A 26,585-nucleotide genomic window follows, 5' to 3' on the forward strand; every position below is an offset into this window, starting at 1 on the left:
TCTACAACCTGCAATTTAAAGCCTAGTGTGTAATCACGCTGAGTGCGCTTAACGTAGTGTTTATTTGGAATGGTCATCATTAGTCCTCAATGTGTAAACACATTTCAGGACGGGACACAATGATATTTGTACAAAGCCCCTAATCATTAGGGGCTTTTTTGTACCTTGAATCTAATTTCTTATTCCTTATTTCTACAGCAGAACACCTTCCGCCTAATTCTCTCGTCGATACTGATAGACCACTCATGCCTTATGGTTATTATCAATGGAACTTGTTTGAGGTCACACGCACAAAACCACAAATAATGTATGGTAATGACATAGATTTAATAATATTAATAATATTGTATTACTTAAATTTTAATTGTTGATAACTCGCGTGTGCGAAAGGTAAAGGTAGGACTTAGGTATGATTCAAATCGTTATTGATGGGAAATATCGAATCGTCGAGCAAGGACAAACCGTTCTTGAAGCGGCAAAAACATGTGGTTTGGAGATCCCATCTTTATGTGGTTTGAACAAAACAGCGGATAAAGTGCCGTGTGATTTGTGTGTCGTTGAAGTTGATGGCGTTGGTGTTACTCGCTCGTGTGAGCTTGAAGTTTCTAATGGGCTGAATATTACCACTCAGTCAAAACAGTTAACGAACCATCGACAAGAAGCGTTGAATCGCATTATGACCGATCACTACGCTGACTGTGAAGCGCCATGCCAAACAGCCTGTCCTGCTGGGGTCGACATCCAATCTTACCTGCACCATATTGCTCAAAATGATCACATCAAAGCGATTGAGGTGATCAAAAAGACATTACCAATGCCGCTTTCAATTGGTCGTGTGTGTCCTGCTTTCTGTGAAACCGAATGTCGTCGTAACTTAGTTGATGAATCCATCGCGATTCGCCAACTCAAACGACACGCTGCCGACGCGGATTTAGCGGCTCAAGAGAGCTACATGCCAACTAAGAAACCGAATAAAGGCAAGAGTATTGCAATTGTCGGTAGTGGCCCCGGTGGGCTTACGGCGGGTTATTACCTATCTAACGAAGGCTATGATGTCAGTGTCTATGAGTCGATGCCGCAAGCGGGTGGTTGGCTGCGTTACGGTATCCCTGAATATCGCTTACCTAAGTCGATTCTAGATAAAGAAATCGAGTTGATGTGTCGCAACGGAATGGTAGTTGAGTGCGGTAAAAAACTCGGTGTTGATTTTACACTGTCTGATTTAAGTAACGATTTTGATGCGGTTTGTTTAGCCGTTGGCGCATCACAAGCGGTTGAAATGAATTACCCGGGTAGCGAACTCGGAGGTTGTTATTTGGGTGTCGATTATCTGAAAGATTACGTGACCGATCAGCAGTACGTCACTGGTAAAAAGGTTGCCGTGATCGGTGGCGGTAATACAGCGATTGACTGTGCTCGAACCGCAGTTCGTGATGGCGCGGATACTACGCTGATTTATCGTCGTACTCGAGATGAGATGCCAGCAGAAGATTACGAAATCGAAGAAGCTGAACATGAGGGTGTGAAGTTCCACTTCTTAACCAACCCTGCAGAAAACATAGCCGATGAAAATGGTCATGTATCAGAAATACGATTAGAACGAATGGCTTTGGGTCCTGCTGATGCTTCAGGCCGCCGCAGCCCTAAACCAACTGGCGAGTTCTTTGTTGAAGCGTTTGATACGGTTATTGCTGCCGTGTCACAAAAGCCTGATCTGAGTTTTATGGACAATGAAGCAATTGATATTCCTCTTACTCGTTGGAATACCGCAGATGCTGATCCACAAACCATGCATACCGGAACCGGAAATATTTTCAGTATTGGTGATTTCCGACGCGGCCCTGCAACTGCAGTCGAAGCGGTTGGGGATGGGCGTATTGCTGCACAAGCGATCGATCGCTTCTTCCATGGTGATATGGAAAATATTCCGGCTAAACCGTTTAACTCAAGAAAGCACAAACAGCTCAAAGCGGTGGATCCTGAGCAATACAAATCTATACAACGCATGGCGCGCAAGATCATGCCTGAGCTAACGCCCGAACAGCGTGAACAAAGCTTCGATGAAGTAGAAACAGGGTTTGATAATGCCGATGCAATCGCTGAAGCTGCAAGATGTTTAGAGTGTGGCTGCCAAGCTAATACAGATTGCGACCTACGAGACTACTCGACTGAATACAAAGCAACGCAAACCCATCCTGAATACAAAATCGATGTGGCTTCGAATGAGAGTTGGCAGGCGATTCGTGCTGAAGAAGCGAAGGTCGGGTTAACAAGACAAAAATTTTCGGTCGATGACAGTTCTGAGTTCATTATCTTTGACGCTAACCGCTGTATTAGTTGTGGCCAGTGTATCCAAGCGTGTCGAGAACAGAATGTTCATGGCGTTCTAAGCTTCATGAACCAATCGGATGGCAAACCTGCATTAAGACCAGAATGTCGTCCTAACTTTGGGGCGGACAAGACCTTAATGGGCGACTCAAACTGCGTTCAATGCGGATCGTGTATTCAGGCGTGTCCAACCGGTGCAATGGTCGATGCTCGCGACAGAAAGCAGGGAGACACAGACGTACTCAAGAAAGTCGATACCATCTGCACTTATTGCGGTGTGGGTTGTAAGTTAACCATGCATATCGATGAGCAGAAAAACAAAATTCGCTATATCGAAGGCGGAGACTCTCCGGTTAATGAAGGCATGTTGTGTGTTAAGGGACGATTTGGCTTCGATTTTGTGGGCAGCGATGCGCGTTTAACCACACCATTAATTCGTAAAGATGGCTGGTTGCAACCTGCAAGTTGGGATGAGGCAGTTAAGCTTATTGCCGAGAAGTTTACTGCGATTAAGCAAGGCTTTGGCAGTAACGCTTTAGCGGGGTTCTCGTCGGCGAAAACCACCAATGAAGATAACTATGCCTTCCAAAAATTCATACGTCGTGAACTCGGTACCAATAACGTCGATCACTGTGCGCGCCTTTGTCACGCATCTACTGTTACTGGTTTAGAGGCTTCGCTAGGTAGCGGGGCGATGACCAATGATATTCCAAGCATCAAGCACTCAGATGTGATCTTTATTATTGGCTCCGACACCACGTCAGCACACCCAATTATTGGCTCGCATATCAAGCAAGCTGTGAGACATGGTGGAGCGAGATTGATCGTTGCCGATCCAAAACGAATCGATATTGCTGACCATGCTGAACTTTATTTAGCGCACCGACCGGGTACTGATGTAATGTTGATCAATGGTGTGATGCAGCAAATCATCAAACACGGTTGGTACGACCAAGAGTATATCGAAGACCGTGTGGATGGCTTTGATACCTTGCTTCAAGAGGTAATGTCACCAAGTTATTCACTAGACAAAGTGGAGCTGGTAACTGGCGTTAAAGCGGAAGACATCTTCGCAATGGCGCGATTGATTGGTACTGCAGAGCGTACAGCGGTGTACTACTCGATGGGCATTACGCAACATACCACTGGTCACGATAACGTTCGATCAATCGCTAACCTACAGCTCTTGTGTGGCAATATCGGAATTGAAGGCGGCGGTATCAACCCATTACGTGGTCAATCCAATGTTCAGGGTGCGTGTGACATGGGCGCATTGCCAAATAACCTTCCGGGTTATCAGAAAGTGTACAACCCAATGGTTCGTCAAAAATTCGCGATGGAGTGGGGTGTTTCTGACCTACCGGCTGAAACAGGCTTAACGTTGACCGAAATTATTGATGGAGCGTGTCATCGAGATGTTCGTGGTCTGTACGTAATGGGCGAGAACCCAGTGCTGAGTGACCCGAACCAAGCGCATGTGATTGAAGGTCTTGAAGCGTTAGATTTCCTCGTGGTTCAAGATATTTTCTTAACCGAAACCGCTCAATATGCCGATGTGGTGCTACCGTCTTGCTCGTTTGCTGAGAAGTCTGGTCATTTTACTAATACCGAGCGTCGTGTTCAGCGTATTAACCCGGCGGTATTGCCTCCAGGTGAAGCGAAAGAAGATTGGGTGATTATCCAAATGTTGGCTAATGCGATGGGCGGCAATTGGGAATATGACTCGGTTGCTGATATCACCAATGAGATAGCGCGTGTCACGCCACAGTATGGTGGTTTACGTTGGGAGAACATTACGGTGAACGGCGTGCAATGGCCAAGTAATAAGAACAACCCTGATGGCACACGTATCATGCACCAGACCCAATTTACGCGTGGGCGTGGTCAAATGGAGGCGATTCCGTTTAGATACGCTGCTGAGCTACCGGATGCGGAATACCCGTTAGTATTAACGACAGGCCGTATTCTAGAACAGTTCCACACCGGAACCATGACACGTAAAACAAAAGGGTTGGATAACTTAGCAGGGCCGCGTGCCATGGTGAGTGTTCATGATGCTGAAGCGCTAGGTATCTCGAATGGTCAGATGCTTAAGGTCTCAACACGTCGTGGTGAAATCGAAATCGCGGCCTTTGTGACTAAACGAATGCAAAAGGGTGTGGTATTTATTCCATTCCATTTTGTTGAATCACCAGTTAACCGTTTGACTACCACAGCGACTGATCCACACGCGAAGATCCCTGAATTTAAGGTGGCGGCTGTGCGTATTGATCCTATTCGTGAGCCTGAGAGTGAAGTAACAGAGGCTTAATCATATTAGCTCGGTGAAGACGGCTGGCATTAAAAAGCCGCGTAACTCTCAGAGTTATGCGGCCTTTTTATCGAGCTAGATTCAGTATCAATAACTGAGTCGTTTCGCTTTAATTTAGATGAGCTTAGTTTGGAACAATTTCGCTACCGTGAACACCAAATTGCTTAGCAGCGTAGGCAACGCGCTCTGCTGGTTTTGGGTATTCAGCCGGTGTGCCCAGGTTTTCAATATGATGCAAGCGAGGTAATAAACCTGCGCCGTTTGCAATCTGTATTGCTAATCCAGGGCGAGCGTTTAGCTCCAGTACCATCGGGCCTTCTTCTTGGTCTAAAACCATGTCCGTACCCATGTAACCAAGGCCTGTCATTTCCCAAGCACTTGATGCAAGTGTCAGCAGCTTTTCCCAATGGGGTACTTGTAGTAGCGCCAACTCTTTACCCGTATCTGGGTGGTGAGTCACTGGGTGGTCAAATTGAACCGCACGAACGGCTTTACCCGTAGCGATACAAATACCTACGCCCACAGCACCTTGGTGCAAGTTAGCTTTACCATCAGAAGCCGAAGTCGATAGACGCATCATCGCCATTACAGGGTAGCCCTTGAATACAATGATTCGTACATCTGGTACACCCTCGTAACTGAAGCCGTCAAAACACTCGTCAAACTTGATGAGGTTTTCAACTACAGCAACATCGTTCTTACCACCGAGTGAGAAAAGACCCGCGAGAGCGTTACTGATGTGGCGCTCTACGTCTTCTTCATTGATAGTCGAACCCGATGGCTTGGTGTAAACGCCGTCCTTGTGAGAAGTCACAACAAGGATACCTTTACCACCACTGCCTTGAGCTGGCTTGATTACGAAACCCGGCCACTCTTTTACCATCTTGTGGATTGTTTTTACTTCAGCTTGATGACCAATCACGCCAATCAGTTTTGGTACAGTAGCACCAGCCTGTTCAGCAATGATCTTCGTCTTAAGCTTGTCATCAACGAGTGGATACTTGGAACGATCATTGTAGCGACCAATATAACTATGGTTACGCTTGTTCATTCCCATTATGCCTTTGTCTTTCAACCTAAACGGTGAAGTAAACTGATCAAACATAACTTAGTCCTCCGCTAGCGGTTTAAAGCGACGAAGCTCGGTTAGACGGTATCCTGTGTAGTTACCTAGTAGCAAGATGGTCGCTAGAATAACAAGTTGTAAACCAATAAAGTTAAACGTTAAGTGCTGAATGAACGGGTTAGTCATGCCTAAGTAAACAAGAACCGCAGTGAATAGAGAACCACCACCTTGCAGCATTACTTCTTTCGCGCCTTCTTCTTCCCATAGGATAGACATACGTTCGATAGTCCAAGATAGGATAATCATAGGGAAGAACGTAATAGATAGACCTTCAGTCAGGCCCACTTTAAACGCGACTACAGTAAACACAGAGATAATCATGATTACCGTGATGATTACGGCGGATATCCTGGCTACCAAGAGCAAGTTGAGTTTGGACAAGTAACTTCGAATAATCAGACCCGTACCTACGATAAGTAGGAAACCGACAATACCCGTTACCAATTGTGTTTGCACAAAGGCTACCGCAATCAGTACTGGCATGAAGGTACCGGACGTTTTCAGACCTATGATGACACGAAGGAACACAACAATCAGAGCACCGATAGGAATCAGCATGATGGTTTTAAACATCGCTTGCTCTTCTAGCGGTAGGCTGTGAATGGAAAGGTTTAACAGTTGATCCGCAGAGACTTTACTGTTGGTTGCTTCAGTGGGAGTCACCTCCTGAGCAATCATCGAGAAGTGAACTTTACTGTTCTGACCACCAACCACGTCTAATAGAGATACATTTGATTCATCCCAAATTAGCAGGTTTGGCTGAACTTGCTGTTCGCTTGATTCAGGAGAGAATAAAACCCATTGGTCGTTATCCCAGATCTGGTTCATTTGCTGGATAGATTGACGACGACGGCCATCTTCTAGCTCGATAACACCAACCACTTTATTGTGAATGTTTGCTGCTGAAAGTAGCTTGTGTGTTGCTTCAACTTTGCTCATGTTATTCAGAATCAGCGCAGAGTTTTGGCTGTCTGGATCATTAAGCGTTTTGATAAGTTCACGAGTGAAGGTGATGTTGTCTGCTGAGCGCTTAGTGGCTCGGTCAATCAGTGCCAACGCTGCCGCTTCTTCTGGACCATCAAAGCTTGGTTGCGTAATTTCACCTTCTGGTGGTATTGCATCAATTTTTGCTTGGTTATCAACTAGGAATTGAGTCTTGTAGTAGATAGTTTGCGGGCCATCAGCATGGCGAATAGACCATTCTGCACGACGACCTGATTCGGTATTCAAGTAAGAGATGCCGTAACCTGGAGATGAAGCTGACTCACCAATAAGTGTGTAATTAGATTGAGTGTGAGGAGCCGCTAATGAAACTTTTGCTTCTTTACCAACCGCATTGAACTCGATACGAGCTTCAACGTCCCAAACCTGCCTGGTTTCCCCTGGAGTCCAAGGTACACCGTAGGTCGTATGTCTGAACATACTCAGTGTTATACCTGCCACAATAAGCAGGAATATAGAGATATAAAATGGAATTCTTGACGTCATAGCTTACCCTACTATTGTTATTTAACTTCCGTTTGTACGTACTTTTTACTTACATCTACTAGCGCTATGTCTTTGATAAATTCGCGCCCTAGTAACACAGGGTGACTCATTTGAGAGCGATCCGCCAATGTAAATTGTGCTTTTTCATGGATTTTTCCAACTTTCACCCATAATTCGATCACAGCTCGACGTTCTGCTTGATCATTGGTTGATTGACGGATTTTTACATAACGTACAACAGGCGCTTCAATCCATTTCTGGTCTTCTTTAGCTTGGGCTTTGTCGTCTAGGTGAAATTTAACCCAGTTCTTGCCGTTACGTTCGAATTCTTTGATATCGATAGCGTTTAAAGAAGAGGTGGTTGCACCTGTATCAACACGAGCATCAAAGCTTTGCTTGATAGAGTCGATAAACACTTTTTCGATGCCGCCAAGGATAGTCGGTTGTGATATAGGAGCGATAGGAGCAACGGCAATAGCGACCGGTTCCTCTTCCTCTAGCTCTTCAATAACCTTGTGTTCCATGCTCGTTAGATGGGTATCTAATTGACTAGAAAGGGTAGTAATTTCGTCTTCTAAGCTTTCAATATAGTCACTTTGATTGCTTAGTTGCAGTTCAAGATTTTGAACCTTATTTGCGATGTTTGTCTCTGAGCGGGAAATAGCGTCGAGAGTTTCTTGGTGGTAGGTAGCACCATTTGTAAGAGTACAACCAGAGAGCAAACCAACCGCCACAATAGGCGATAATCGCTTAAACATAAAAAAACCTTTGAGAATTAGAGAATAGTTCAGACTATTTAGAAGTTTAGCCCACAAAAAAGGATGCGTGAAGCATCCTATTGTAAGAGTCTGGTCATATTGAATCGCAATGTGAGCGCTACGCCAATTATTGCTATTTGGAATAGCTCACTTATTAAACACAAGTCAATTTTTGTTCAATTCTTAAGCTAAGGAAGCAAGGTTCACCGCGAAATTAACAGTGGCTTTTTGACCATGCAAGCAATTGTTTTGCTGCCTTAATAGGCTTGTGCTTTATTTACTCAATATGCCACTGCTTTGTGGGCAGTAAATCTATGGCTTTGTTGCTACCAGAATCGCACGTCTCGGTGCAGGGTGACCTTCAACCGTTTTACTTGGATCGTTCGGATCGAGGTAATCTGGAAGAGAGTTGTGTGTCATCCATTCTGTGGTGCGTTGTTCACCAATTGTCGTGACATTTTCGTCAACGATTCGTACGTCTTCAAAACCAACTTGTTCTAGCCAGCGTTTCAGTGCGCGAGCTGAAGGGAAGAAGTAGACGTTTCTCATTTGCGCGTAACGGTCAACCGGAACTAATACTGCGTTCTCATCGCCTTCAATCACCAAGGTTTCAAGAGCCAGTTCACCGCCAGACACCAATTGGTCTTTCAGTTGAATCAAGTGGTCCAGTGGTGAACGACGATGGTAAAGCACGCCCATGCTGAATACCGTGTCGTAGGCTTCTAGCTTTGGGAGCTGCTCAATACCTAGAGGTAATAGGTGAGCTCGTTGGTCATCGCCCATCAACTTACGAATTGCTTCAAACTGAACCAAGAATAGGTGGGAAGGATCGATACCAACCGTTAAGCGAGCACCTTCACCCAGCATGCGCCACATGTGGTAACCATTGCCACAACCTACATCGAGAACCGAACGGTTTTTTAATGGAGATATATGTGGAAGCACACGATCCCATTTCCAGTCACTGCGCCACTCTGTATCGATATGGATGTCGTGAACCGTATAAGGACCTTTTCTCCACGGGTGGAAAGTCTTCAATAAGCTTTCTAGCTTTTTCAGTTCGCCTGTGTGGTATGGCGTAGAACTACCAATCGTCACTGAATTTTTCAGGTCAACTTGATCTGGCACGTCTTGTGGAATCTTGTTTAGTGCACGTAGCCAGCGGTCAAAGTCACCGTGCTCTGCATTTTGCCAATCGGTCAGTTGCTGTGGCAGGACATTTAGCCACGGCTGAAGGCGAGTATCTTGGGCAATAAGTTGATAAAAATTGGCAAAATTAAACATAGGTTTTCACTGAGTTGGTGGTGTAGAAATTAAATTTGTCACTCCATTAAGAGTGTGGACAAACATGCTAGGGAATCTCGTTTATCGTGTTTGATAAGAGATCCCCAATTCGTTTGTTCCTCGCTCTTGAGGATGACATTTTAGTACGTGCTAACGGTGTCGCGACGGTTACGTAATCTAAAATGTTTACTTTATCGCGAACATTGAACCAAAGTTGAAACATTGGAACCAGACTTCGCTGCTTGAGAAGCCAATCTTATCAAATCGCTCTCTGTGAACAGGGATCGAATCCGGGCGCATCACGTTTTCAATTGCGCTACGTTTCTGACTTACTTCTAGCTCGCTGTACCCGTTAGCACGTTTGAAATCATGGTGCAGGTCGATAAGCAGTTCATTTGAGCTTTCATCTTCGAATACGTATTTTTCTGACAGGATTAAGATCCCGCCTGGGCGCAAGCCAGCATGAATTTTCTCAAGCAGAGCGTATCGATCGTCTGGAGAAAGAAATTGCAGCGTAAAGTTAAGCACCACAACAGAAGCGTCTTTGATTTCCACTTCACGGATGTCGGCTTCAATCACTTCTACCGGTGTGTCACTGCGGTAAGCATTAACGTGCAATTTGCAGCGCTCAACCATGGCTTCTGAATTATCGATCGCGAAAATCGTGCAGCCTTCTTGCTGAATGTGACGACGCATAGAAAGTGTCGCAGCACCAAGCGAGCAGCCAAGGTCGTAAATATTTGAGTGTGGCTTTACAAAGCGCTCAGCCAGCATGCCGATTGCAGAGATGATATTGCTATAGCCAGGCACCGAACGTTGAATCATATCCGGAAATACTTCAGCAACCCTTGCATCAAAGGTGAAGTCTCCAATTTTATCAATAGGAGCGGAAAAGATATTGTCTGTGTTGCTCATAGCATTTTCTCTCGACAGTCAGCGTAATTGGCACAAAATTCGTACCAAATAAAAGGGGGCGTATTTTACGTAAAAAAAACGCCACTGTCACGAAAACTGAGATTTAGCTCAAGGTTCGAAGCTACTTACAAGTGAGAGGTTAAAACATCGAGATTTGGTGATTGCCTTTTTGAGCTGGAAACTGAGCCAGTTCGGGCAGTAATAATGATGTATTTTCAGAGACTTGCTTTTGTAGCCTCTTATAAATAGCAATCGCAAGTTCAGGTGCGTGGTTATTGTCTGGGGTGTGGATCATTAAATAGGGCTGCTTGCCTTCATTAAGCCAGTTTGGGATTTTGGCAAACCAAGGCTTAAAAAACTCAATATTAGGTTCTTGGTCTGGGTGACCAATAAATCGAATCATCGGGTTATTGGCGGTAGCAATTGCATGAACAGGAACACGCGGTTTTTTCTGATGCGCATCGATCACCGCTTCTGTGGTGGGTGGCGCAGAGAAAACGGGGCGGCTGTCCATAATGATGCGATTGATGCCTTCCTCAACCAGCCATTGGTTGAAGCGTTTTTCCGCATCGCCCTTATCAAAGAAACCTAAGTGTCGAACTTCGACGCCAAGCTGCATATCTTTTGGGAATAAGGTGCAAAACTTTTGTAGGGCAGGCAGCATGCTGGGCTCAAAACTGTGCGGCAGCTGAATCGTCCATTGACCAATACGGTCATGCAGTGGCGACATCGTCATCAAGAACTCTTTGAGTTCGGCTTGGCAGTGTCTCAGTTGTTGCTGGTGGGTGATGAATTTGGGCAATTTGAAGGTGAACTTGAAATCATCGTGACTGGCGGCTTTCCAATTGTGAACGGTAGACATACTTGGCGTAGCGTAAAAGGTGGTGTTGCCCTCAACGGTATGGAAAACTTGGGTGTATTTTTCCAAGCGTTCGGCAGGCTTGGTGCCTTTACCGTAGAACTGACTTTGCCACTCAGAATGAGACCACATAGTTAATCCAAGTCTTAGAGGTAAAGTTTCTGTTGTTATTACACGATTATCCATCTATTACACCGTTATCCATCACGCCATCAGTCATTACAAAAAGTTTTTGGGTTGAAACGAAAATCTACTTTACGAGAGTTTTGCTGATTAAGGTACTTTCGAGATATAATTATCGCAATTTTTTCGGTTTTGATGAATCTTTGCGCACTTGATGGGCTAAAAAGCAGCAAAGCCAGATAAAACACAATAAATTCGAATGTGGAAGGTCGATTTTAAGCGAGTTTCCGCGTATAAATGTTCCTTTGCTCTGTTGTGTGGAATGACCACTGACAGCTTGGAAATTAGTAAATAATTAAGAGATTGGGAAATTCATTATGCGTACCCATTACTGTGGTAACCTGAACAAGTCCCTGGCGGGACAAACTGTAGAATTGTGCGGCTGGGTAAACCGTCGCCGTGATTTAGGCGGTCTTATCTTTATTGATATGCGTGATCGTGAAGGCATCGTTCAGGTTGTTGTCGATCCAGATATGAAAGATATCTTCCCGATCGCTAACCAACTGCGTAATGAATTCTGTATCAAGTTTACTGGTGAAGTACGAGTTCGTCCGGACAGCCAAGTAAATAAAGACATGGCTACTGGTGAAGTAGAACTTTACGCGACGGGTCTAGAGATCATTAACCGTTCAGAAGCGCTTCCACTAGACTTCAACCAAACGAACTCTGAAGAGCAGCGTCTTAAGTACCGTTACATCGATCTTCGTCGTCCAGAAATGAGCGACCGTATTAAGCTTCGTGCACGTGCTTCTAGCTTCGTTCGTCGTTTCCTAGATGAGAACTTATTCCTAGACATCGAAACGCCAGTACTAACGAAAGCGACACCAGAAGGTGCTCGTGACTACCTAGTACCAAGCCGTGTTCACAAAGGTAGCTTCTACGCACTTCCTCAATCTCCTCAGCTTTTCAAGCAACTGCTGATGATGTCTGGTTTTGACCGTTACTACCAAATCGTTAAATGTTTCCGTGATGAAGATTTACGTGCTGACCGTCAGCCTGAATTTACTCAAATCGATATCGAAACATCTTTCATGACTTCTCAAGAAGTACGTAACGTGACTGAGAAGCTTGTTCACGATATGTGGAAAGAACTTCTAGATGTTGAACTAGGTCAATTCCCAGTAATGCCTTTCTCTGAAGCGATTCGTCGTTTCGGTTCTGATAAGCCAGATCTACGTAACCCACTAGAGCTAGTGGACGTTGCTGACTTGGTTAAAGATGTTGAATTCAAGGTATTCTCTGGCCCTGCTAACGACGAAAAAGGTCGCGTAGCAGTTATCCGTGTTCCAGGTGGTGCTAAGCTAACTCGTAAGCAAATCGACGGCTACGCTGAACACGTAAACATCTACGGCGCGAAAGGCCTAGCTTGGATGAAGGTTAACGACCGTGCTGCAGGCATGGAAGGTATTCAATCTCCAGTTGCTAAATTCCTAAGCGAAGACGTAATCAACGGTATTCTAGATCGTACTCAAGCTGAATCTGGCGATATCATTCTGTTCGGCGCAGACAAAGCGGGCATCGTTGCTGAAGCAATGGGCGCACTTCGTCTTAAACTAGGTACGGATCTAGAGCTAACAGACACATCTGCATGGGCTCCACTGTGGGTTGTTGACTTCCCAATGTTCGAAGAAGACGGCGAAGGTAACCTACACGCAATGCACCACCCATTCACATCACCACTAGGTGTGAACGCGGAAGAGCTAAAAGCGAACCCAGCAGCAGCAAATTCTGATGCATACGACATGGTAATCAACGGCTACGAAGTAGGCGGCGGTTCTGTACGTATCCACAACGCAGAAATGCAAACAGCGGTATTTGGTATCCTAGGTATCGAAGCACAAGAGCAACAAGAGAAGTTCGGCTTCCTACTTGAAGCGCTTAAGTACGGCACGCCACCGCACGCTGGTCTAGCATTCGGTCTTGACCGTCTAGCAATGCTGCTTTGTGGTACTGAGAACATCCGTGACGTTATCGCATTTCCGAAAACAACAGCTGCAGCATGTCTACTAACAGACGCGCCAAGCCTAGCGAACCCAGCATCACTGGAAGAGCTAGCAATCGCAGTTAAACTAGCGAAGAAAGAAGACTAATCAAGCGATTAGCCTAACTTTCTACTGAAGCTTTGAGTTTTCGATAGAGCTAAATTTTGTAGTAGAACAATAAAATGCCCGTTAATTTGACGGGCATTTTTTTTTGCGTTCGATATACTAAGCTCATAAAGCATGTATAAATAATCAGTATTGAAGTTATGTCTATTATCTTAGGAATTGACCCTGGCTCGCGTATTACCGGCTATGGCGTGATTCGTCAAAATGGTCGCCATCTATATTACTTAGGTAGCGGTTGTATTCGCACCTCTGAAAAAGAACTGCCGGGCCGACTCAAACAAATCTACGCCGGTGTGAGCGAAATCATCACTCAGTTTCAACCGGATGTGTTTGCGATAGAACAGGTCTTCATGGCGAAGAATGCGGATTCTGCACTTAAGCTGGGACAAGCGCGTGGCAGTGCGATAGTGGCAGCGGTAAATGCTGATCTCCCCGTTCATGAATATGCGGCTCGTCTAATCAAACAAGCGGTGACAGGCAATGGTGGTGCAGATAAGTCGATGGTTCAGAACATGGTGATGAGCATGCTTAAGTTACCCGCTAAACCACAGGCCGATGCTGCCGATGCTCTAGGCGTAGCGATCACTCACGCCAACACCAATAAAACTTTGATAGCGCTTGCGGGTAAAGCAACAGGTGCAAGAAAAGGGCGTTACCGATAACCATAGGCTATGGCGTTTCTGAAGACAGAATCATTCGGTTTCTTAAGCTAAGCAAGCTTAAATAAATCATCCTAATAAACACAAAGAACTGGATAAGCATCCAGTTCTTTTATATTCTGTCCCTCAAATTATATTCCATCAAGAGAGTGAATTGTGATCGGACGTCTACGCGGTACATTAATAGAAAAACAGCCACCAGAATTACTAATCGAAGTGAGTGGCGTTGGCTATGAAGTTCAAATGCCAATGAGCTGTTTTTACGAATTACCAAACGTGGGCGAAGAGGCAATCATCTACACGCACTTTGTTGTACGTGAAGATGCGCAGCTACTTTATGGTTTTAACACGGTTAAAGAGCGTGCGCTGTTCCGTGAAGTGATCAAAGCGAACGGTGTGGGCCCTAAGCTAGGCCTTGGCATTCTTTCAGGCATGACGGCTAGCCAGTTTGTTCAAAGTGTTGAACGTGAAGACATCTCGACGCTGGTTAAACTTCCGGGTGTGGGTAAGAAAACCGCTGAACGTCTGGTTGTTGAAATGAAAGACCGCCTGAAAGGGTGGGGCGCGGGTGACTTGTTTACTCCAGCGACAGATGCAGCTCCGATTGATTCTATGCCAACCGTTCACGACGCGGAAGAAGAAGCGGTAAGTGCGCTACTTGCATTAGGCTACAAGCCGACTCAAGCTTCCAAGGTGGTTTCTCAAGTGGCTAAAGATGGCATGACCAGCGAACAGTTGATTCGCGAAGCTCTGAAATCGATGGTTTAATACCCAATATACTTGTTCGACAAAATAGACTCATTCACTTTGCCTTTACACAGAGTCAAGAAGCGCAGAGTCAACAAGAGCATAGTTAGGAATAGCAGAATTTATGATTGAAGCCGATCGCCTTATTGCACCGGATAACCCAGTATTCAAAGATGAAGATGTCATTGATCGTGCAATACGCCCTAAAGCACTGGCTGACTATCAAGGTCAGGATCACGTTCGTGGCCAGATGGAGATTTTCATCAAAGCGGCACAACTGCGTAACGAGGCGCTCGACCATCTGTTGATATTTGGCCCTCCAGGCTTGGGTAAAACCACGTTGGCGAACATTGTTGCCAATGAGATGGATGTCAACATTCGTACGACTTCAGGCCCTGTTCTAGAAAAAGCAGGCGACCTAGCGGCGTTACTGACCAATCTCGAAGAAAATGATGTCCTGTTCATTGATGAGATTCACCGTTTAAGCCCTGTGGTTGAAGAGGTGTTGTACCCTGCAATGGAAGACTACCAATTAGATATCATGATTGGTGAAGGCCCAGCGGCACGCTCTATCAAGATTGACCTTCCTCCTTTTACTTTGATTGGCGCAACCACTCGTGCTGGCTCACTGACATCGCCGTTACGTGACCGTTTTGGTATTACTCAGCGTCTTGAGTACTACAAGGTTGAAGATCTACAAAACATCGTTCAGCGCAGTGCAGATTGCCTTGGTCTTTCTATGGAGTCCGAAGGGGCGCTAGAAGTTGCTCGCCGAGCTCGTGGTACGCCACGTATTGCTAACCGTCTACTGCGCCGTGTTCGTGATTATGCGGAAGTAAAAGGCGACGGGCATATTTGTCCGGAGGTTGCTGACAAAGCGCTAAACATGTTGGATGTCGATGCTAAAGGTTTCGACTACATGGATAGAAAGCTTCTGCTGGCGATTATGGACAAGTTTGGTGGTGGTCCGGTAGGTATCGACAACATGGCTGCCGCGATTGGTGAAGAGAGAGACACTATTGAAGATGTGTTAGAACCTTACTTGATTCAACAAGGTTACCTACAAAGGACGCCAAGAGGTCGAATCGCGACCGACAGAGCGTATTTACACTTTGGAATAGATAAACCCTCCAATCGTTAAATTATTCATTTTTAAAGATCCCAGTTGCATAAGCGCTGGGTTTTTTTGCTTTTTACTGAATAACAACTCTTTGAGCGAGTCGATAAAAAGATCGAAAAGGGAGCTTCAAAAATGGAAACTTTGATTTCAGGTTTGATTTAGATAACAGGAAATGAAATAAGTTGTCATATTTTTTGTTAATACTTTATAGGTAGTTGTAATTCGGATGTTGAGGCGGTGCTGAGCATTTGTCACAGATATCATGCGCTGTTATTAAGACAAGCATAATTGGTGTGATTTTAATCATAATTGTACAAAAATAACTCTAATTTGCTCGAGTAAATTTGATACAAATCAACGCAGGGTTCTCCCATAAACCTTTTGAAACATACTGATTTTACCAGTAATATTAGCGCCAGCTATATTAGCTCATGCTTAACAATAATCTAACTATAACGGTACGTTTTTGCTACAAATTTCAACTTGTAATAACAATTACATAAATTGTTTTAACATGGATTTTTGCGGTGAATAATCACACAAGTGTCATTCAGCCGACACAAAGGAGTTACCATGATTGATGTTGTTGATCTGTCGCGATTGCAGTTTGCATTTACAGCGATGTATCACTTCCTATTTGTTCCACTGACTTTAGGTATGGCATTTCTACTTGCCATTATGGAGTCAGTTTATGTAATGACTGGCAAGCAAATTTACAAGGACATGACCAAGTTCTGGGGTAAATTGTTTGGTATTAACTTTGCTCTTGGTGTAGCGACAGGCTTAACCATGGAGTTCCAGTTTGGTACTAACTGGTCTTACTATTCTCACTATGTTGGCGACATTTTTGGTGCTCCGCTAGCTATCGAAGCGCTTGTTGCATTCTTCCTAGAGTCTACTTTTGTTGGCCTATTCTTCTTCGGTTGGGACAGACTGTCAAAGCGTCAGCACTTAGCGGTAACTTGGTTAGTAGCACTTGGCTCTAACTTCTCTGCGCTTTGGATCTTGGTAGCAAACGGCTGGATGCAAAACCCAGTGGGTGCGGAATTTAACTTTGAAACTATGCGTATGGAAATGGTGAGCTTCGCTGAAGTTGTACTAAACCCAGTAGCACAAGTTAAATTCGTACACACAGTAGCGTCTGGTTACACAACGGGTGCAATGTTCATCCTTGGTATCAGCTCATACTACATTCTTAAAGGTCGTGACCTTGCCTTTGCTCGTCGTTCTTTCGCGATTGCAGCGTCTTTCGGTATGGCGGCGATCTTGTCAGTAATCGTACTAGGTGATGAATCTGGTTACGAGCTTGGTGAAGTTCAAAAAGTGAAGCTCGCTGCTGTAGAAGCGGAATGGCACACTGAAGAAGCACCAGCAGCATTTACTGTTTTTGGTATTCCGAACCAAGAGACAATGAATACTGACTACGCAATTAAAATTCCTTACGTAATGGGTATCATCGCAACGCGTTCGCTTGATACTGAAGTAACGGGCCTACGTGACCTACGTGATGACCACGTTGATCGTATCCGTACTGGTATGTACGCGTACGAGCTGCTTGAAAAGCTACGTGCAGGCGATAAGTCTGAAGAAAACATGGCTGCGTTCGACGAAGTGAAAGGTGACCTAGGTTACGGCTTGCTTCTTAAGCGCTACACAGACGACGTTGTTGATGCAACTGAAGACCAAATCCAAATGGCTGCGGATGATTCTATCCCAACAGTTTGGCCTCTATTCTGGTCATTCCGTCTGATGGTTGCTTGTGGCTTCATCATGCTGTTTGTATTCGGTGCTGCGTTTGTTCAAACGTGTCGTCAGAAAATCGAACAGAAACCATGGGTACTTAAAGCTGCGCTATTCTCAATCCCACTTCCTTGGATTGCGATTGAAGCAGGTTGGTTCGTTGCTGAGTTTGGTCGTCAACCATGGGCGGTTGGTGAAATCCTACCGGTTAACGTTGCTGCATCAGCACTGACTATTGAACAGCTTTGGACTTCTCTATTCGCTATCCTGGCACTTTACACAGTGTTCTTGATTGCTGAAGTTTACCTAATGCTGAAATTCGCACGTAAAGGTCCAAGTAGCTTGAAGACAGGCCGTTACCACTTCGAACAAAACGATAACTCTGTTGAAGACAAAGTTAGCCGTTCAGTTGAAGTATAAGTGAGGGAATATTATGTTTGATTACGAAAGCTTACGACTTATTTGGTGGGTATTGATCGGTGTTCTACTGGTTGGTTTCGCCGTAACTGATGGCTTTGATATGGGTGTTGCCGCTCTGTCACCTGTTATCGGTAAGAGCGACACTGAACGTCGTATTATGCTAAACACGATTGCCCCTCACTGGGATGGTAACCAAGTTTGGCTTATCACTGCGGGTGGTGCATTGTTTGCTGCATGGCCACTGGTTTACGCGACGTCTTTCTCTGGTTTTTACTTCGCAATGTACGTAACGCTAGCTGCACTTTGGTTACGTCCACTTGCTCTTGACTACCGTTCAAAGATCGAAGATCCAAAATGGCGCAAAACTTGGGACTACGCACTTTGCTTTAGTGGCGCAGTACCACCAATCATTTTCGGTGTGGCATTTGGTAACCTACTACAAGGTGTTCCATTTGAACTGAACGAATTTATGATGTCTAAGTACCATGGTACGTTCTTCGCTCTGCTTAACCCATTTGCATTGCTTTGTGGTGTGTTGGCTCTGATGTTGTTCGTGATGCAAGGTGCAACATGGCTTCAAATGAAGACAACAGAAGCGCTGCACGCTCGTGCTCGTAACGTTGCTCAGATCACTGGCCTAATTGCTATTGCTCTATTCGTTATTGGTGGTTTCTGGGTTCAATCTATCGAAGGCTATGTAATTACGAGCACTATCGATACGTTTGCTGACTCAAACCCACTAAACAAAGAAGTATCACTTCAAGTGGGTGCTTGGATGACAAACTTCGAAACTTATCCAGCAATGTGGGCTGCGCCGATCCTTGGTGTAGCAATGCCACTGCTTGCTGTGATTGCATCTCGCTTTGAGCGTGGTGGTTTCGCATTCTTGTTCTCAAGCCTATCGAACGCTGGTGTTATTCTAACGGCTGGTTTTGCAATGTTCCCATTCGTAATGCCATCAAGCCTGAACCCTAACCAAAGCTTGACTATGTGGGATTCAACAGCGAGTGAGCTAACGCTTGGTCTTATGACTGTCGTTGCGGCGGTAATGGTTCCTGTGATTCTTGGCTACACAACTTGGACATACTACAAAATGTTCGGTCGTCTAGATAAGAAACACATCGAAGATAACGACGTTTCAGCTTACTAAGCTAGAAGTTAAATAACTTAGGAGAAATTTTATGTGGTATTTCGCATGGATTTTGGGTGTACTTCTAGCATGTGCATTCGGCATCATCAATGCTCTATGGCTAGAGCATTCAGAAATGATGGACAAAGACAGTGAGTAATCTCGCAGAGCAAATCGCTAAGCTGCATCAACCAATGGATAAGACTCTGCTTAGAGCCTTATCCCTAGTATTGGGTTTCATGCATGTGGGTTTAGTGATGTGGGATCCTGAAGCGTATGCGACAAGCATCGGTGGCTTTAACGCGATCATCGGGCCAATGTTCATTTGGGCAGTATGCTCAAGCATGGTTTACGGTATCGGATTTAAGCCAAGAGCTTGGATGTGGCAGCTACTGTTTAGCCCATATGTTTCACTCACAATTTTGCTCTACCTAACGACGCTGCGCCTTCTATAAAAGGCAAAGGATTTAGGTTCATAACAACGTGAGCCTTTATACTTGTTGGGTTTTTAGCCAAAAAGAGGTCATCTTATACAGATGGCCTTTTTTTTCGTCTCTCAAATCAAAAAATTCACAGCGATATACTATTAATGATAAGGAGTTAGGTTATAGTGAAATCTTTATCGTTTTGGATTGTGGTATCAAATTGCAGGGATTATCTAAGCCATTTACGTGGCCAGTGACAGTGTATTACGAAGACACCGATGCGGGTGGCGTTGTATACCATTCAAACTATCTTAAGTTTTTCGAACGCGCTCGAACTGAGATGTTGCGCTCAATTGGCGTTTCTCAGCAAGTATTGTTAGAACAAAACATCGGTTTTGTAGTCCGACATATGGACATTGATTTTATTCAAGGCGCGCGTCTTGATGATTCTTTACAAGTCATTACAAATATTTACGAGTTGAAGCGAGCTACCTTGGTCTTCTGTCAAGAGATCGTAAATCCTGATGGCAAGGCATTGTGTAAAGCAATGGTTAAGGTAGCATGTATCGATAATCAAAAAATGAAACCCAAAGCAATGCCAACATTTATTCTCACGGAGCTAACGAATAGTGACTGCTGAAATCTCAATCTTAGGCCTAATTTTAGAAGCTAGTTTACTAGTTAAGATGGTCATGCTGACTCTTATGGGCATGTCTGTTGTTTCTTGGGCGATGATCATAAAAAGAAGTAAAGTGTTATCTCAAGCTTCTAAACAAACAGAAGTGTTTGAAGACAAATTTTGGTCAGGCGTTGATCTTGCAAAACTGTACCAAGAGAGCAACAAACGCAAAGACGAGCTTTCTGGTACTGAAGAAATTTTCTACGCAGGCTTTACTGAGTTCGCTCGCCTTCGTAAATCGAATGCAACATCACCTGACTTCATCATGGAAGGCACTGGCCGTGCGATGCGCGTTGCCGTTGCTCGTGAAGTCGATGAACTAGAAACTAACTTACCTTTCTTGGCGACTGTTGGCTCTATCAGCCCATACATCGGCCTATTTGGTACGGTTTGGGGCATCATGCACTCATTCATCGCACTAGGTGAAGTGAAGCAAGCGACGCTCGCAATGGTTGCCCCTGGTATTGCAGAAGCACTGATCGCAACAGCAATGGGCCTATTCGCTGCGATTCCAGCAGTAATGGCGTACAACCGCTTCAGCAGCCGAGTAGGCAAGCTAGAGCACAACTACGCGACTTTCTCTGAAGAGTTTCACAGTATTCTTCACCGTCAAGCGATGGCTGGCAGGGAATAATAGATGGCTGGATACCAACCTAAAAAACGCAAAATGACAGCAGAGATTAACGTTGTACCTTACATCGACGTTATGCTTGTTTTGCTGATCATTTTTATGGTGACTTCGCCGTTTGTTACTCAAGGCGTTGACGTTGAATTGCCTCAGGCTTCAACGGCTAAATCGGCACAAGACCTACTGGGTGACGACAACGCAAGTTTCATCATCGTTGAAGTGAACAAAGACGGTGAGCTTGGTTTGAGCGTTAATGACGAAGAAGTACAGCGTGGCTTATCAATGGAAGATATTATCGTCCGTGTGAAAGCCGAGTTGTCTCTGAAGCCAAACTCTCCAGTGGCGGTTGGTGGTGATGCCGCAACGCCATACGCTGAAGTGGTTTTATTACTTGATGAATTAAGCCGTGCAGGTGTGCCAAAGGTTGGCCTTTTAACGGATATAAGGGAATAGCTCCGTAGCATTCATGAAAGCGAATAATAAAAAATCCAATAATTTCAGATCACCGCTTCTTATTTCTCTTGGGCTGCACGTCATTTTATTCGTTGCGCTCATTTGGGGGGCGGATTTCACGATGTCAGAGCCAAAGCCTACAGGGCAGATGGTTCAAGCAGTGGTGATTGATCCTCAGTTGGTTCGCCAGCAAGCTCAACAGATTCGTCAACAAAGAGAAGCGGCAAGCAAGAAAGAGCAAGAGCGTCTTGACAAACTAAGACGTGAAAGCGAACGACTTGAAAAGAATCGTAAAGCTGAAGAAGAAAATATTCGCAAGCTAAAAGAACAGCAAGCGAAAGAAGCTAAAGCAACTCGTGAAGCTGAAAAGCGTCGAGTTGAGAAAGAGAAACAACGCAAAGCTGAAGAAGCGCGTTTACAGCAAGAGCAAAAGAAAGCCGCTAAAGCCGAAGCTGACCGTAAGCTAAAAGAAGCTGCGTTAGTGAAAGCCGAGAACGAGCGTAAAGCCAAAGAAGCGGCAATCGCAAAAGCTGAACAAGAACGCGTGGCAAAAGAAAAAGCAGCGAAAGAGGCAGCAGACAAAGCTCGTAAAGAGAAAGAAGCCGCTGAACTCGCGGAAAAGCAACGCATAGCGAAAGAGAAAGAAGCGGCAGCCGCAGCAGAGAAAGCCCGTAAGGCAAAAGAAGCTGCAGCAAAAGCAGAAAAAGAGCGTAAACAACAAGAAGCCGCATTGAACGATATCTTTGCTGGGCTTGAAACGGAAGCGACTCAAAACTCTTCAGCAAGACAACAATTTATCACTGATGAAGCGCAACGTTACGGGGCTATCTATACCCAACTGATTCAACAGAACCTGTTGTTAGAAGACAGCTATCGAGGACGCTCATGTCGAGTGAACCTTAAGCTGATTCCAACGGGCTCTAACGCGATATTGGGTAGTTTGAGTATCTTAGATGGCGATAGCCGTTTATGTGCAGCAACCAAGCGTGCGGTGGCACAAGTACAATCTTACCCGTTGCCTAAAGACCCAGACATTGTGAACTCACTGAAAGACATTAACTTAACTGTATCACCAGAGTAAAAGGACGAACTTGTGTTAAAGAAACTATTACTGAGTTTTGTTTTCTTAATAGCTACAAGCAGCCAGTTTGCACATGCAGCGCTGGAGCTGGTTATTACAGACGGTATTAACTCTGCAAGACCTATCGCTATTGTACCTTTCCGTTGGGAAGGCTCAGAGCCATTGCCACACGATGTATCAGCGGTTATCGCTTCTGACTTACAGCGCAGTGGTAAATTCAGCCCAGTTGCGACAAGCAAAATGCCTCAAACGCCTTACAGCGAAACTGAGGTTAACTTTGATGCTTGGACTAACCTAGGTGTTGACTCATTGCTTACCGGTAGTATCACTAAAAATGCCGAAGGGCAGTATGTGGTGAATTACCAATTGATCGACATTGTTCGTGGTCAACTGACCAAAGGACAAAGTCGTGCGCTGAGTGATGAAGGCCAATTAGTGCTTTCTAAAGATCACGTTCTATTCAATAAGAAGGCTACGGTTCCTGGTAATCGCTTGAGAGAGTACGCACACCGTATCTCAGACCTAGTGTATGAAGAGCTAACTGGTGAGAAAGGCGCGTTCTTAACTCGTATCTCTTACGTGGTAGTGAACGATAAAGACAAGTACCCGTATCAACTTCGTGTTGCTGACTACGATGGCTTTAACGAGCGTTTAGTACTTCGTTCTAAGCAGCCTCTCATGTCTCCAGCATGGTCACCAGACGGCAAAAAGCTAGCTTATGTGAGCTTCCAGAATGGCCAAGCTGAAATATTCATCATGAATATTTACACGGGTGAACGTGAGAAAGTGACGTCATACCCTCGTCACAATGGTGCGCCAAGATTCTCGCCAGATGGTAAAACATTGGCATTGGTATTGTCGAAAACGGGCAGCCTTCAGGTGTACACACTTGACCTTGCTAGCCGTAAGCTGACTCAAATTACCCGCGGCCGTTCGAATAATACTGAACCATTCTGGCACCCAGATGGCAAGTCTCTTATTTTCACATCGGATCGTGGTGGTAAACCACAGATTTATAATGTAAATTTGTCCAATAATTCGACTTCTCGTATTACTTGGCAAGGTAGCCAAAACTTAGGTGGCCAGATCACTCCTGATGGTCGATTCATGATCATGGTGAATCGCAGCAACTCAGGTTTTAACTTGGCTAAGCAAGATTTGGAAACCGGTGCGGTTCAGGTACTAACAAAAACATTGTTAGATGAGTCTCCAAGTATTGCACCGAATGGAGGTATGGTTATCTATAGCTCTATTTACAACAAAACAAATGTACTATCGATGGTTTCTATCGATGGACGTTTTAAAGCTAGATTACCGGCAACTAACGGACGCGTAAGAGCGCCTGCATGGTCACCGTTCCTCTAGGGAAAATTACATATTCTTTTAGCTATTGATAGTGTTAACTATTGTGGCATTTAACTATCTATAGCACTCTTAGTCGCTGTAGAAACTAAGTTTGATAACGTAAGGAAAAAAAGATGCAACTTAACAAAGTTCTTAAAGGCTTGATGATTGCACTACCAGTGATGGCAGTAACGGCATGTAGCTCAACTGATGAAGCAACATCTGCAACATCTGGTACTGAAAGCAACCAGACAACTTCAGGTTCAGAAGGCAATGTAGACACAACTGTTGTAACGCCAATTGACGCTAACGGTCAACTGTCTGAGCAAGAGCTTAAAGAGCAAGCGCTACGTGAAACTCAAACAATCTACTTCGCATTCGATAACTCTACTATCGCTGGCGATTACGAAGAAATGCTAGCAGCTCACGCAGCATACCTAGTTAAGAACGTTGACATGAACGTTACTATCGAAGGTCACGCTGATGAGCGCGGTACTCCTGAGTACAACATCGCACTTGGCGAGCGTCGTGCACAAGCTGTAGCGAAATACCTACAAGCTCTAGGTGTTCAAGCTGACCAAATCTCTATCGTAAGCTACGGTGAAGAGAAGCCACTTCTTCTAGGTCAATCTGAAGATGTGTACGCTAAAAACCGTCGCGCAGTACTAGTTTACTAATTTTAGTAGACTATATAATTGAGGAATTGCCTCATGTTCAGTAACACAAAGCGAGTCATTTTGCTTTCGTTACTGGCAAGTGCAGCGAACACCGCGTTCGCTGCACCAGCTCCAGTATCCGATCTCAATAGTACCGCAACCAATTCATCATCTTCCTCTCGATCAGCATCTAACGAATCAGATATTGAGCGTTTAGAGCGCCTGCTTCAAAATCGCAATCTCGTTCAGCTTCAAATGCAACAGCAAATCGACGACATGGCACTGGAGATCAGTGAACTTCGTGGTGATCTGGAACGAAACAGCTACGATATGAAGCAAATGCTAGAGCGTCAGCGTGAACTGTTCATTGAACTGGATCGCGTAAGAGGCGAGGTGAAAGCAGCAGGAACAGCAACGGTAGCAGTGGCGGCGAGCGAAGGCTCTAAAGACGCTTCTGGTACGTTCAGTACTGATGTGGATGAGCAAACTGCTTATCAAAATGCTGTAGATATGATTCTAAAGCAACGAGACTACACGGGTGCTATCGCTGCATTCCAAAAGTTTCAAAAAGACTTCCCAGATTCTACCTTCACACCTAACTCACATTACTGGTTAGGTCAGCTTTATTTCGCTAAGAAGCAAGATAAAGAAGCCGTGAAGAGCTTCGCTGCTGTTGTGTCGTACAAAGACTCAAACAAGCGAGCAGATGCACTGGTTAAGCTTGGTGACATAGCAGCGCGCAACAACAACGCGACGCAAGCTAAGAAATATTACCAACAAGTCGTAACCGAGCACCCAAACAGTGCTTCGGCTAAAGTGGCCAAAACCCACTTATAACCAAAATAGGGGTGCTTAGGCGCCTCTTTTTTATACCTGTTCACTTCCGTTTAGTGTTTACTTCTCTTGCTAGTGATGACAACACATCGCCTTGTTTATGCGTTTTAAGCATTAGCTAGTCACCGCTTGCAACCAATCCTTTTTGATCCCAATCGCTGTCCTGTGTAGAATACTCGGATTCTCGGAAGAAGTTGCGTAGAGCAAGAGCAATGAGTCATATACTAGATAAAATCGATACAGTTTACCCGTTTCCGCCTAAGCCAGTTCCATTGAGCGACGCTCAGAAACAGGCCCACATCGCAAACATCAAAAAACTACTTCAAGAAAAAGATGCAGTTCTAATTGCACACTACTACACCGATCCTGAAATTCAGGCTCTGGCAGAAGAAACTGGTGGTTTCGTTGGCGATTCATTAGAGATGGCTAAGTTCGGTAACCGTCACTCAGCAAGCACTTTGATCATCGCTGGTGTTCGTTTCATGGGTGAGTCTGCAAAGATTCTTACTCCTGAAAAACGCATTTTAATGCCAACACTTGAAGCTGAATGTTCGCTTGATCTTGGCTGCCCAGCTGACAAATTTACAGAATTTTGTGATGCTCACCCTGACCACACTGTGGTTGTATACGCGAACACCTCTGCAGCTGTTAAAGCTCGTGCAGACTGGGTAGTTACGTCGAGCATCGCTTTAGAAATCGTTGAAAGCCTAGACGCTGAAGGCAAACCCATTATTTGGGGGCCAGACCGTCACCTAGGTTCTTACATCGCAAATCAAACTGGCGCTGACATGTTGCTTTGGCAAGGTGAGTGTATCGTTCATGATGAGTTCTCAGCTGATGCTTTGAAGAAAATGAAATCGGTATACCCAGAAGCGGCTATCTTGGTTCACCCAGAATCACCAGCAAGCGTGGTTGAACTGGCTGATGCTGTAGGCTCAACAAGCCAACTGATCAAGAAAGCAAAAGAGCTGCCTCATCCACAGATGATTGTTGCGACAGACAAAGGCATCTTCTTCAAGATGCAGCAATTGGTTCCTGAAAAAGAGCTGATTGAAGCGCCGACAGCGGGTGCTGGTGCAACGTGTCGTAGCTGCGCACACTGTCCTTGGATGGCAATGAACGGCCTTGAAGCGATTGAAAACGCGCTTGAGAATGGTGGTGAGCAACACGAAATCTTCGTTTCTGACGAATTACGCGTGAAGTCTCTTATTCCATTGAACCGCATGCTAGATTTTGCAGAGCAGTTAAATGTGCAGGTAAAAGGTAACGCGTAAGTCGTTCTTTTATCTAACCAATAAAAAAGGTTCATC

At 44.9% G+C, this 26,585-nt stretch carries 23 protein-coding genes; 17 read left to right on the plus strand and 6 right to left on the minus strand.

All coding sequences use genetic code 11. The features are described 5' to 3' along the window. Positions 1–409 precede the first annotated feature (409 nt). Complete coding sequence (gene fdhF, locus AB4133_RS18230) at positions 410–4,639, plus strand: formate dehydrogenase subunit alpha (protein WP_372225250.1); 4,230 nt, start codon at positions 410–412, stop codon at positions 4,637–4,639. Positions 4,640–4,763: 124 nt separating this feature from the next. Here the strand turns inward: fdhF and AB4133_RS18235 are convergent, their stop codons facing one another. The 6 genes from AB4133_RS18235 to AB4133_RS18260 form a co-directional block, all read right to left on the minus strand. After that, positions 4,764–5,744 (minus strand): alpha-L-glutamate ligase-like protein, encoded by a 981-nt coding sequence (locus tag AB4133_RS18235; protein ID WP_029235462.1) that lies wholly within the window; start codon positions 5,742–5,744, stop codon positions 4,764–4,766. 3 nt (positions 5,745–5,747) lie between these two features. Next, the gene (locus AB4133_RS18240) at positions 5,748–7,253 is read right to left on the minus strand and encodes an inactive transglutaminase family protein (RefSeq protein WP_372147971.1); all 1,506 of its coding nucleotides are present in this window, start codon (positions 7,251–7,253) and stop codon (positions 5,748–5,750) included. Positions 7,254–7,270: 17 nt separating this feature from the next. Further along, positions 7,271–8,011, minus strand: a complete 741-nt coding sequence (locus tag AB4133_RS18245; protein WP_372147972.1) for an ATP-dependent zinc protease — start codon at positions 8,009–8,011, stop codon at positions 7,271–7,273. 312 nt (positions 8,012–8,323) lie between these two features. Then, on the minus strand, positions 8,324–9,295 hold the full coding sequence (gene cmoB / locus AB4133_RS18250; RefSeq protein WP_372225253.1) for a tRNA 5-methoxyuridine(34)/uridine 5-oxyacetic acid(34) synthase CmoB: 972 nt from the start codon (positions 9,293–9,295) through the stop codon (positions 8,324–8,326). A gap of 186 nt (positions 9,296–9,481) precedes the next feature. Continuing rightward, on the minus strand, positions 9,482–10,210 hold the full coding sequence (gene cmoA / locus AB4133_RS18255) for a carboxy-S-adenosyl-L-methionine synthase CmoA (RefSeq protein ID WP_017062083.1): 729 nt from the start codon (positions 10,208–10,210) through the stop codon (positions 9,482–9,484). Between the two features lie 139 nt (positions 10,211–10,349). After that, positions 10,350–11,255 (minus strand): DUF72 domain-containing protein, encoded by a 906-nt coding sequence (locus tag AB4133_RS18260; RefSeq protein WP_029235140.1) that lies wholly within the window; start codon positions 11,253–11,255, stop codon positions 10,350–10,352. 314 nt (positions 11,256–11,569) lie between these two features. Between AB4133_RS18260 and aspS the strand changes: the two genes are divergently transcribed. The 16 genes from aspS (at position 11,570) to nadA (ending at position 26,549) form a co-directional block, all read left to right on the plus strand. After that, positions 11,570–13,342: an aspartate--tRNA ligase gene (gene aspS, locus AB4133_RS18265; protein WP_065585130.1), complete on the plus strand. Its 1,773-nt coding sequence runs from the start codon at positions 11,570–11,572 to the stop codon at positions 13,340–13,342. 158 nt (positions 13,343–13,500) lie between these two features. Beyond that, positions 13,501–14,022 (plus strand): crossover junction endodeoxyribonuclease RuvC, encoded by a 522-nt coding sequence (gene ruvC / locus AB4133_RS18270; protein WP_008219936.1) that lies wholly within the window; start codon positions 13,501–13,503, stop codon positions 14,020–14,022. Positions 14,023–14,175: 153 nt separating this feature from the next. Continuing rightward, entirely contained in the window at positions 14,176–14,787 is a 612-nt protein-coding gene (ruvA, locus tag AB4133_RS18275) for a Holliday junction branch migration protein RuvA (RefSeq protein WP_017062079.1), read from the plus strand. Between the two features lie 103 nt (positions 14,788–14,890). Beyond that, positions 14,891–15,907, plus strand: a complete 1,017-nt coding sequence (gene ruvB, locus AB4133_RS18280) for a Holliday junction branch migration DNA helicase RuvB (protein ID WP_372225256.1) — start codon at positions 14,891–14,893, stop codon at positions 15,905–15,907. A 552-nt stretch (positions 15,908–16,459) separates the two neighbouring features. Continuing rightward, positions 16,460–18,046, plus strand: coding sequence for a cytochrome ubiquinol oxidase subunit I (gene cydA / locus AB4133_RS18285; RefSeq protein ID WP_017062077.1), 1,587 nt, complete (start codon positions 16,460–16,462; stop codon positions 18,044–18,046). 13 nt (positions 18,047–18,059) lie between these two features. Beyond that, positions 18,060–19,196 (plus strand): cytochrome d ubiquinol oxidase subunit II, encoded by a 1,137-nt coding sequence (cydB, locus tag AB4133_RS18290; protein ID WP_017062076.1) that lies wholly within the window; start codon positions 18,060–18,062, stop codon positions 19,194–19,196. Between the two features lie 31 nt (positions 19,197–19,227). After that, positions 19,228–19,335 (plus strand): cytochrome bd-I oxidase subunit CydX, encoded by a 108-nt coding sequence (gene cydX / locus AB4133_RS18295; protein ID WP_000270284.1) that lies wholly within the window; start codon positions 19,228–19,230, stop codon positions 19,333–19,335. Next, a complete protein-coding gene (gene ybgE / locus AB4133_RS18300) occupies positions 19,328–19,630 on the plus strand; it encodes a cyd operon protein YbgE (RefSeq protein ID WP_017067532.1) in 303 nt (100 codons plus the stop codon). The genes cydX and ybgE overlap by 8 nt, the downstream gene beginning before the upstream one ends. A gap of 172 nt (positions 19,631–19,802) precedes the next feature. After that, entirely contained in the window at positions 19,803–20,240 is a 438-nt protein-coding gene (gene ybgC / locus AB4133_RS18305) for a tol-pal system-associated acyl-CoA thioesterase (protein WP_017067533.1), read from the plus strand. After that, positions 20,230–20,913 carry a protein TolQ gene (gene tolQ, locus AB4133_RS18310; protein WP_017062073.1) on the plus strand — a complete coding sequence of 228 codons (684 nt, stop codon included), beginning with the start codon at positions 20,230–20,232 and terminating at the stop codon, positions 20,911–20,913. Before ybgC ends, tolQ begins: the two co-directional genes overlap by 11 nt. Positions 20,914–20,916: 3 nt before the next feature. Then, complete coding sequence (gene tolR, locus AB4133_RS18315) at positions 20,917–21,360, plus strand: protein TolR (RefSeq protein WP_017062072.1); 444 nt, start codon at positions 20,917–20,919, stop codon at positions 21,358–21,360. A gap of 13 nt (positions 21,361–21,373) precedes the next feature. Continuing rightward, a complete protein-coding gene (gene tolA / locus AB4133_RS18320; protein ID WP_017062071.1) occupies positions 21,374–22,441 on the plus strand; it encodes a cell envelope integrity protein TolA in 1,068 nt (355 codons plus the stop codon). Positions 22,442–22,453: 12 nt separating this feature from the next. Continuing rightward, a complete protein-coding gene (tolB, locus tag AB4133_RS18325; RefSeq protein WP_017062070.1) occupies positions 22,454–23,806 on the plus strand; it encodes a Tol-Pal system beta propeller repeat protein TolB in 1,353 nt (450 codons plus the stop codon). 113 nt (positions 23,807–23,919) lie between these two features. After that, a complete protein-coding gene (pal, locus tag AB4133_RS18330; RefSeq protein ID WP_017062069.1) occupies positions 23,920–24,462 on the plus strand; it encodes a peptidoglycan-associated lipoprotein Pal in 543 nt (180 codons plus the stop codon). Positions 24,463–24,495: 33 nt separating this feature from the next. Beyond that, on the plus strand, positions 24,496–25,278 hold the full coding sequence (gene ybgF, locus AB4133_RS18335; protein WP_017062068.1) for a tol-pal system protein YbgF: 783 nt from the start codon (positions 24,496–24,498) through the stop codon (positions 25,276–25,278). A 209-nt stretch (positions 25,279–25,487) separates the two neighbouring features. Then, positions 25,488–26,549, plus strand: a complete 1,062-nt coding sequence (gene nadA, locus AB4133_RS18340; protein WP_017062067.1) for a quinolinate synthase NadA — start codon at positions 25,488–25,490, stop codon at positions 26,547–26,549. Positions 26,550–26,585 lie beyond the last annotated feature (36 nt).

The organism is Vibrio sp. 10N.286.52.F8 (assembly GCF_041468745.1).
GTDB lineage: Bacteria > Pseudomonadota > Gammaproteobacteria > Enterobacterales > Vibrionaceae > Vibrio > Vibrio crassostreae_C.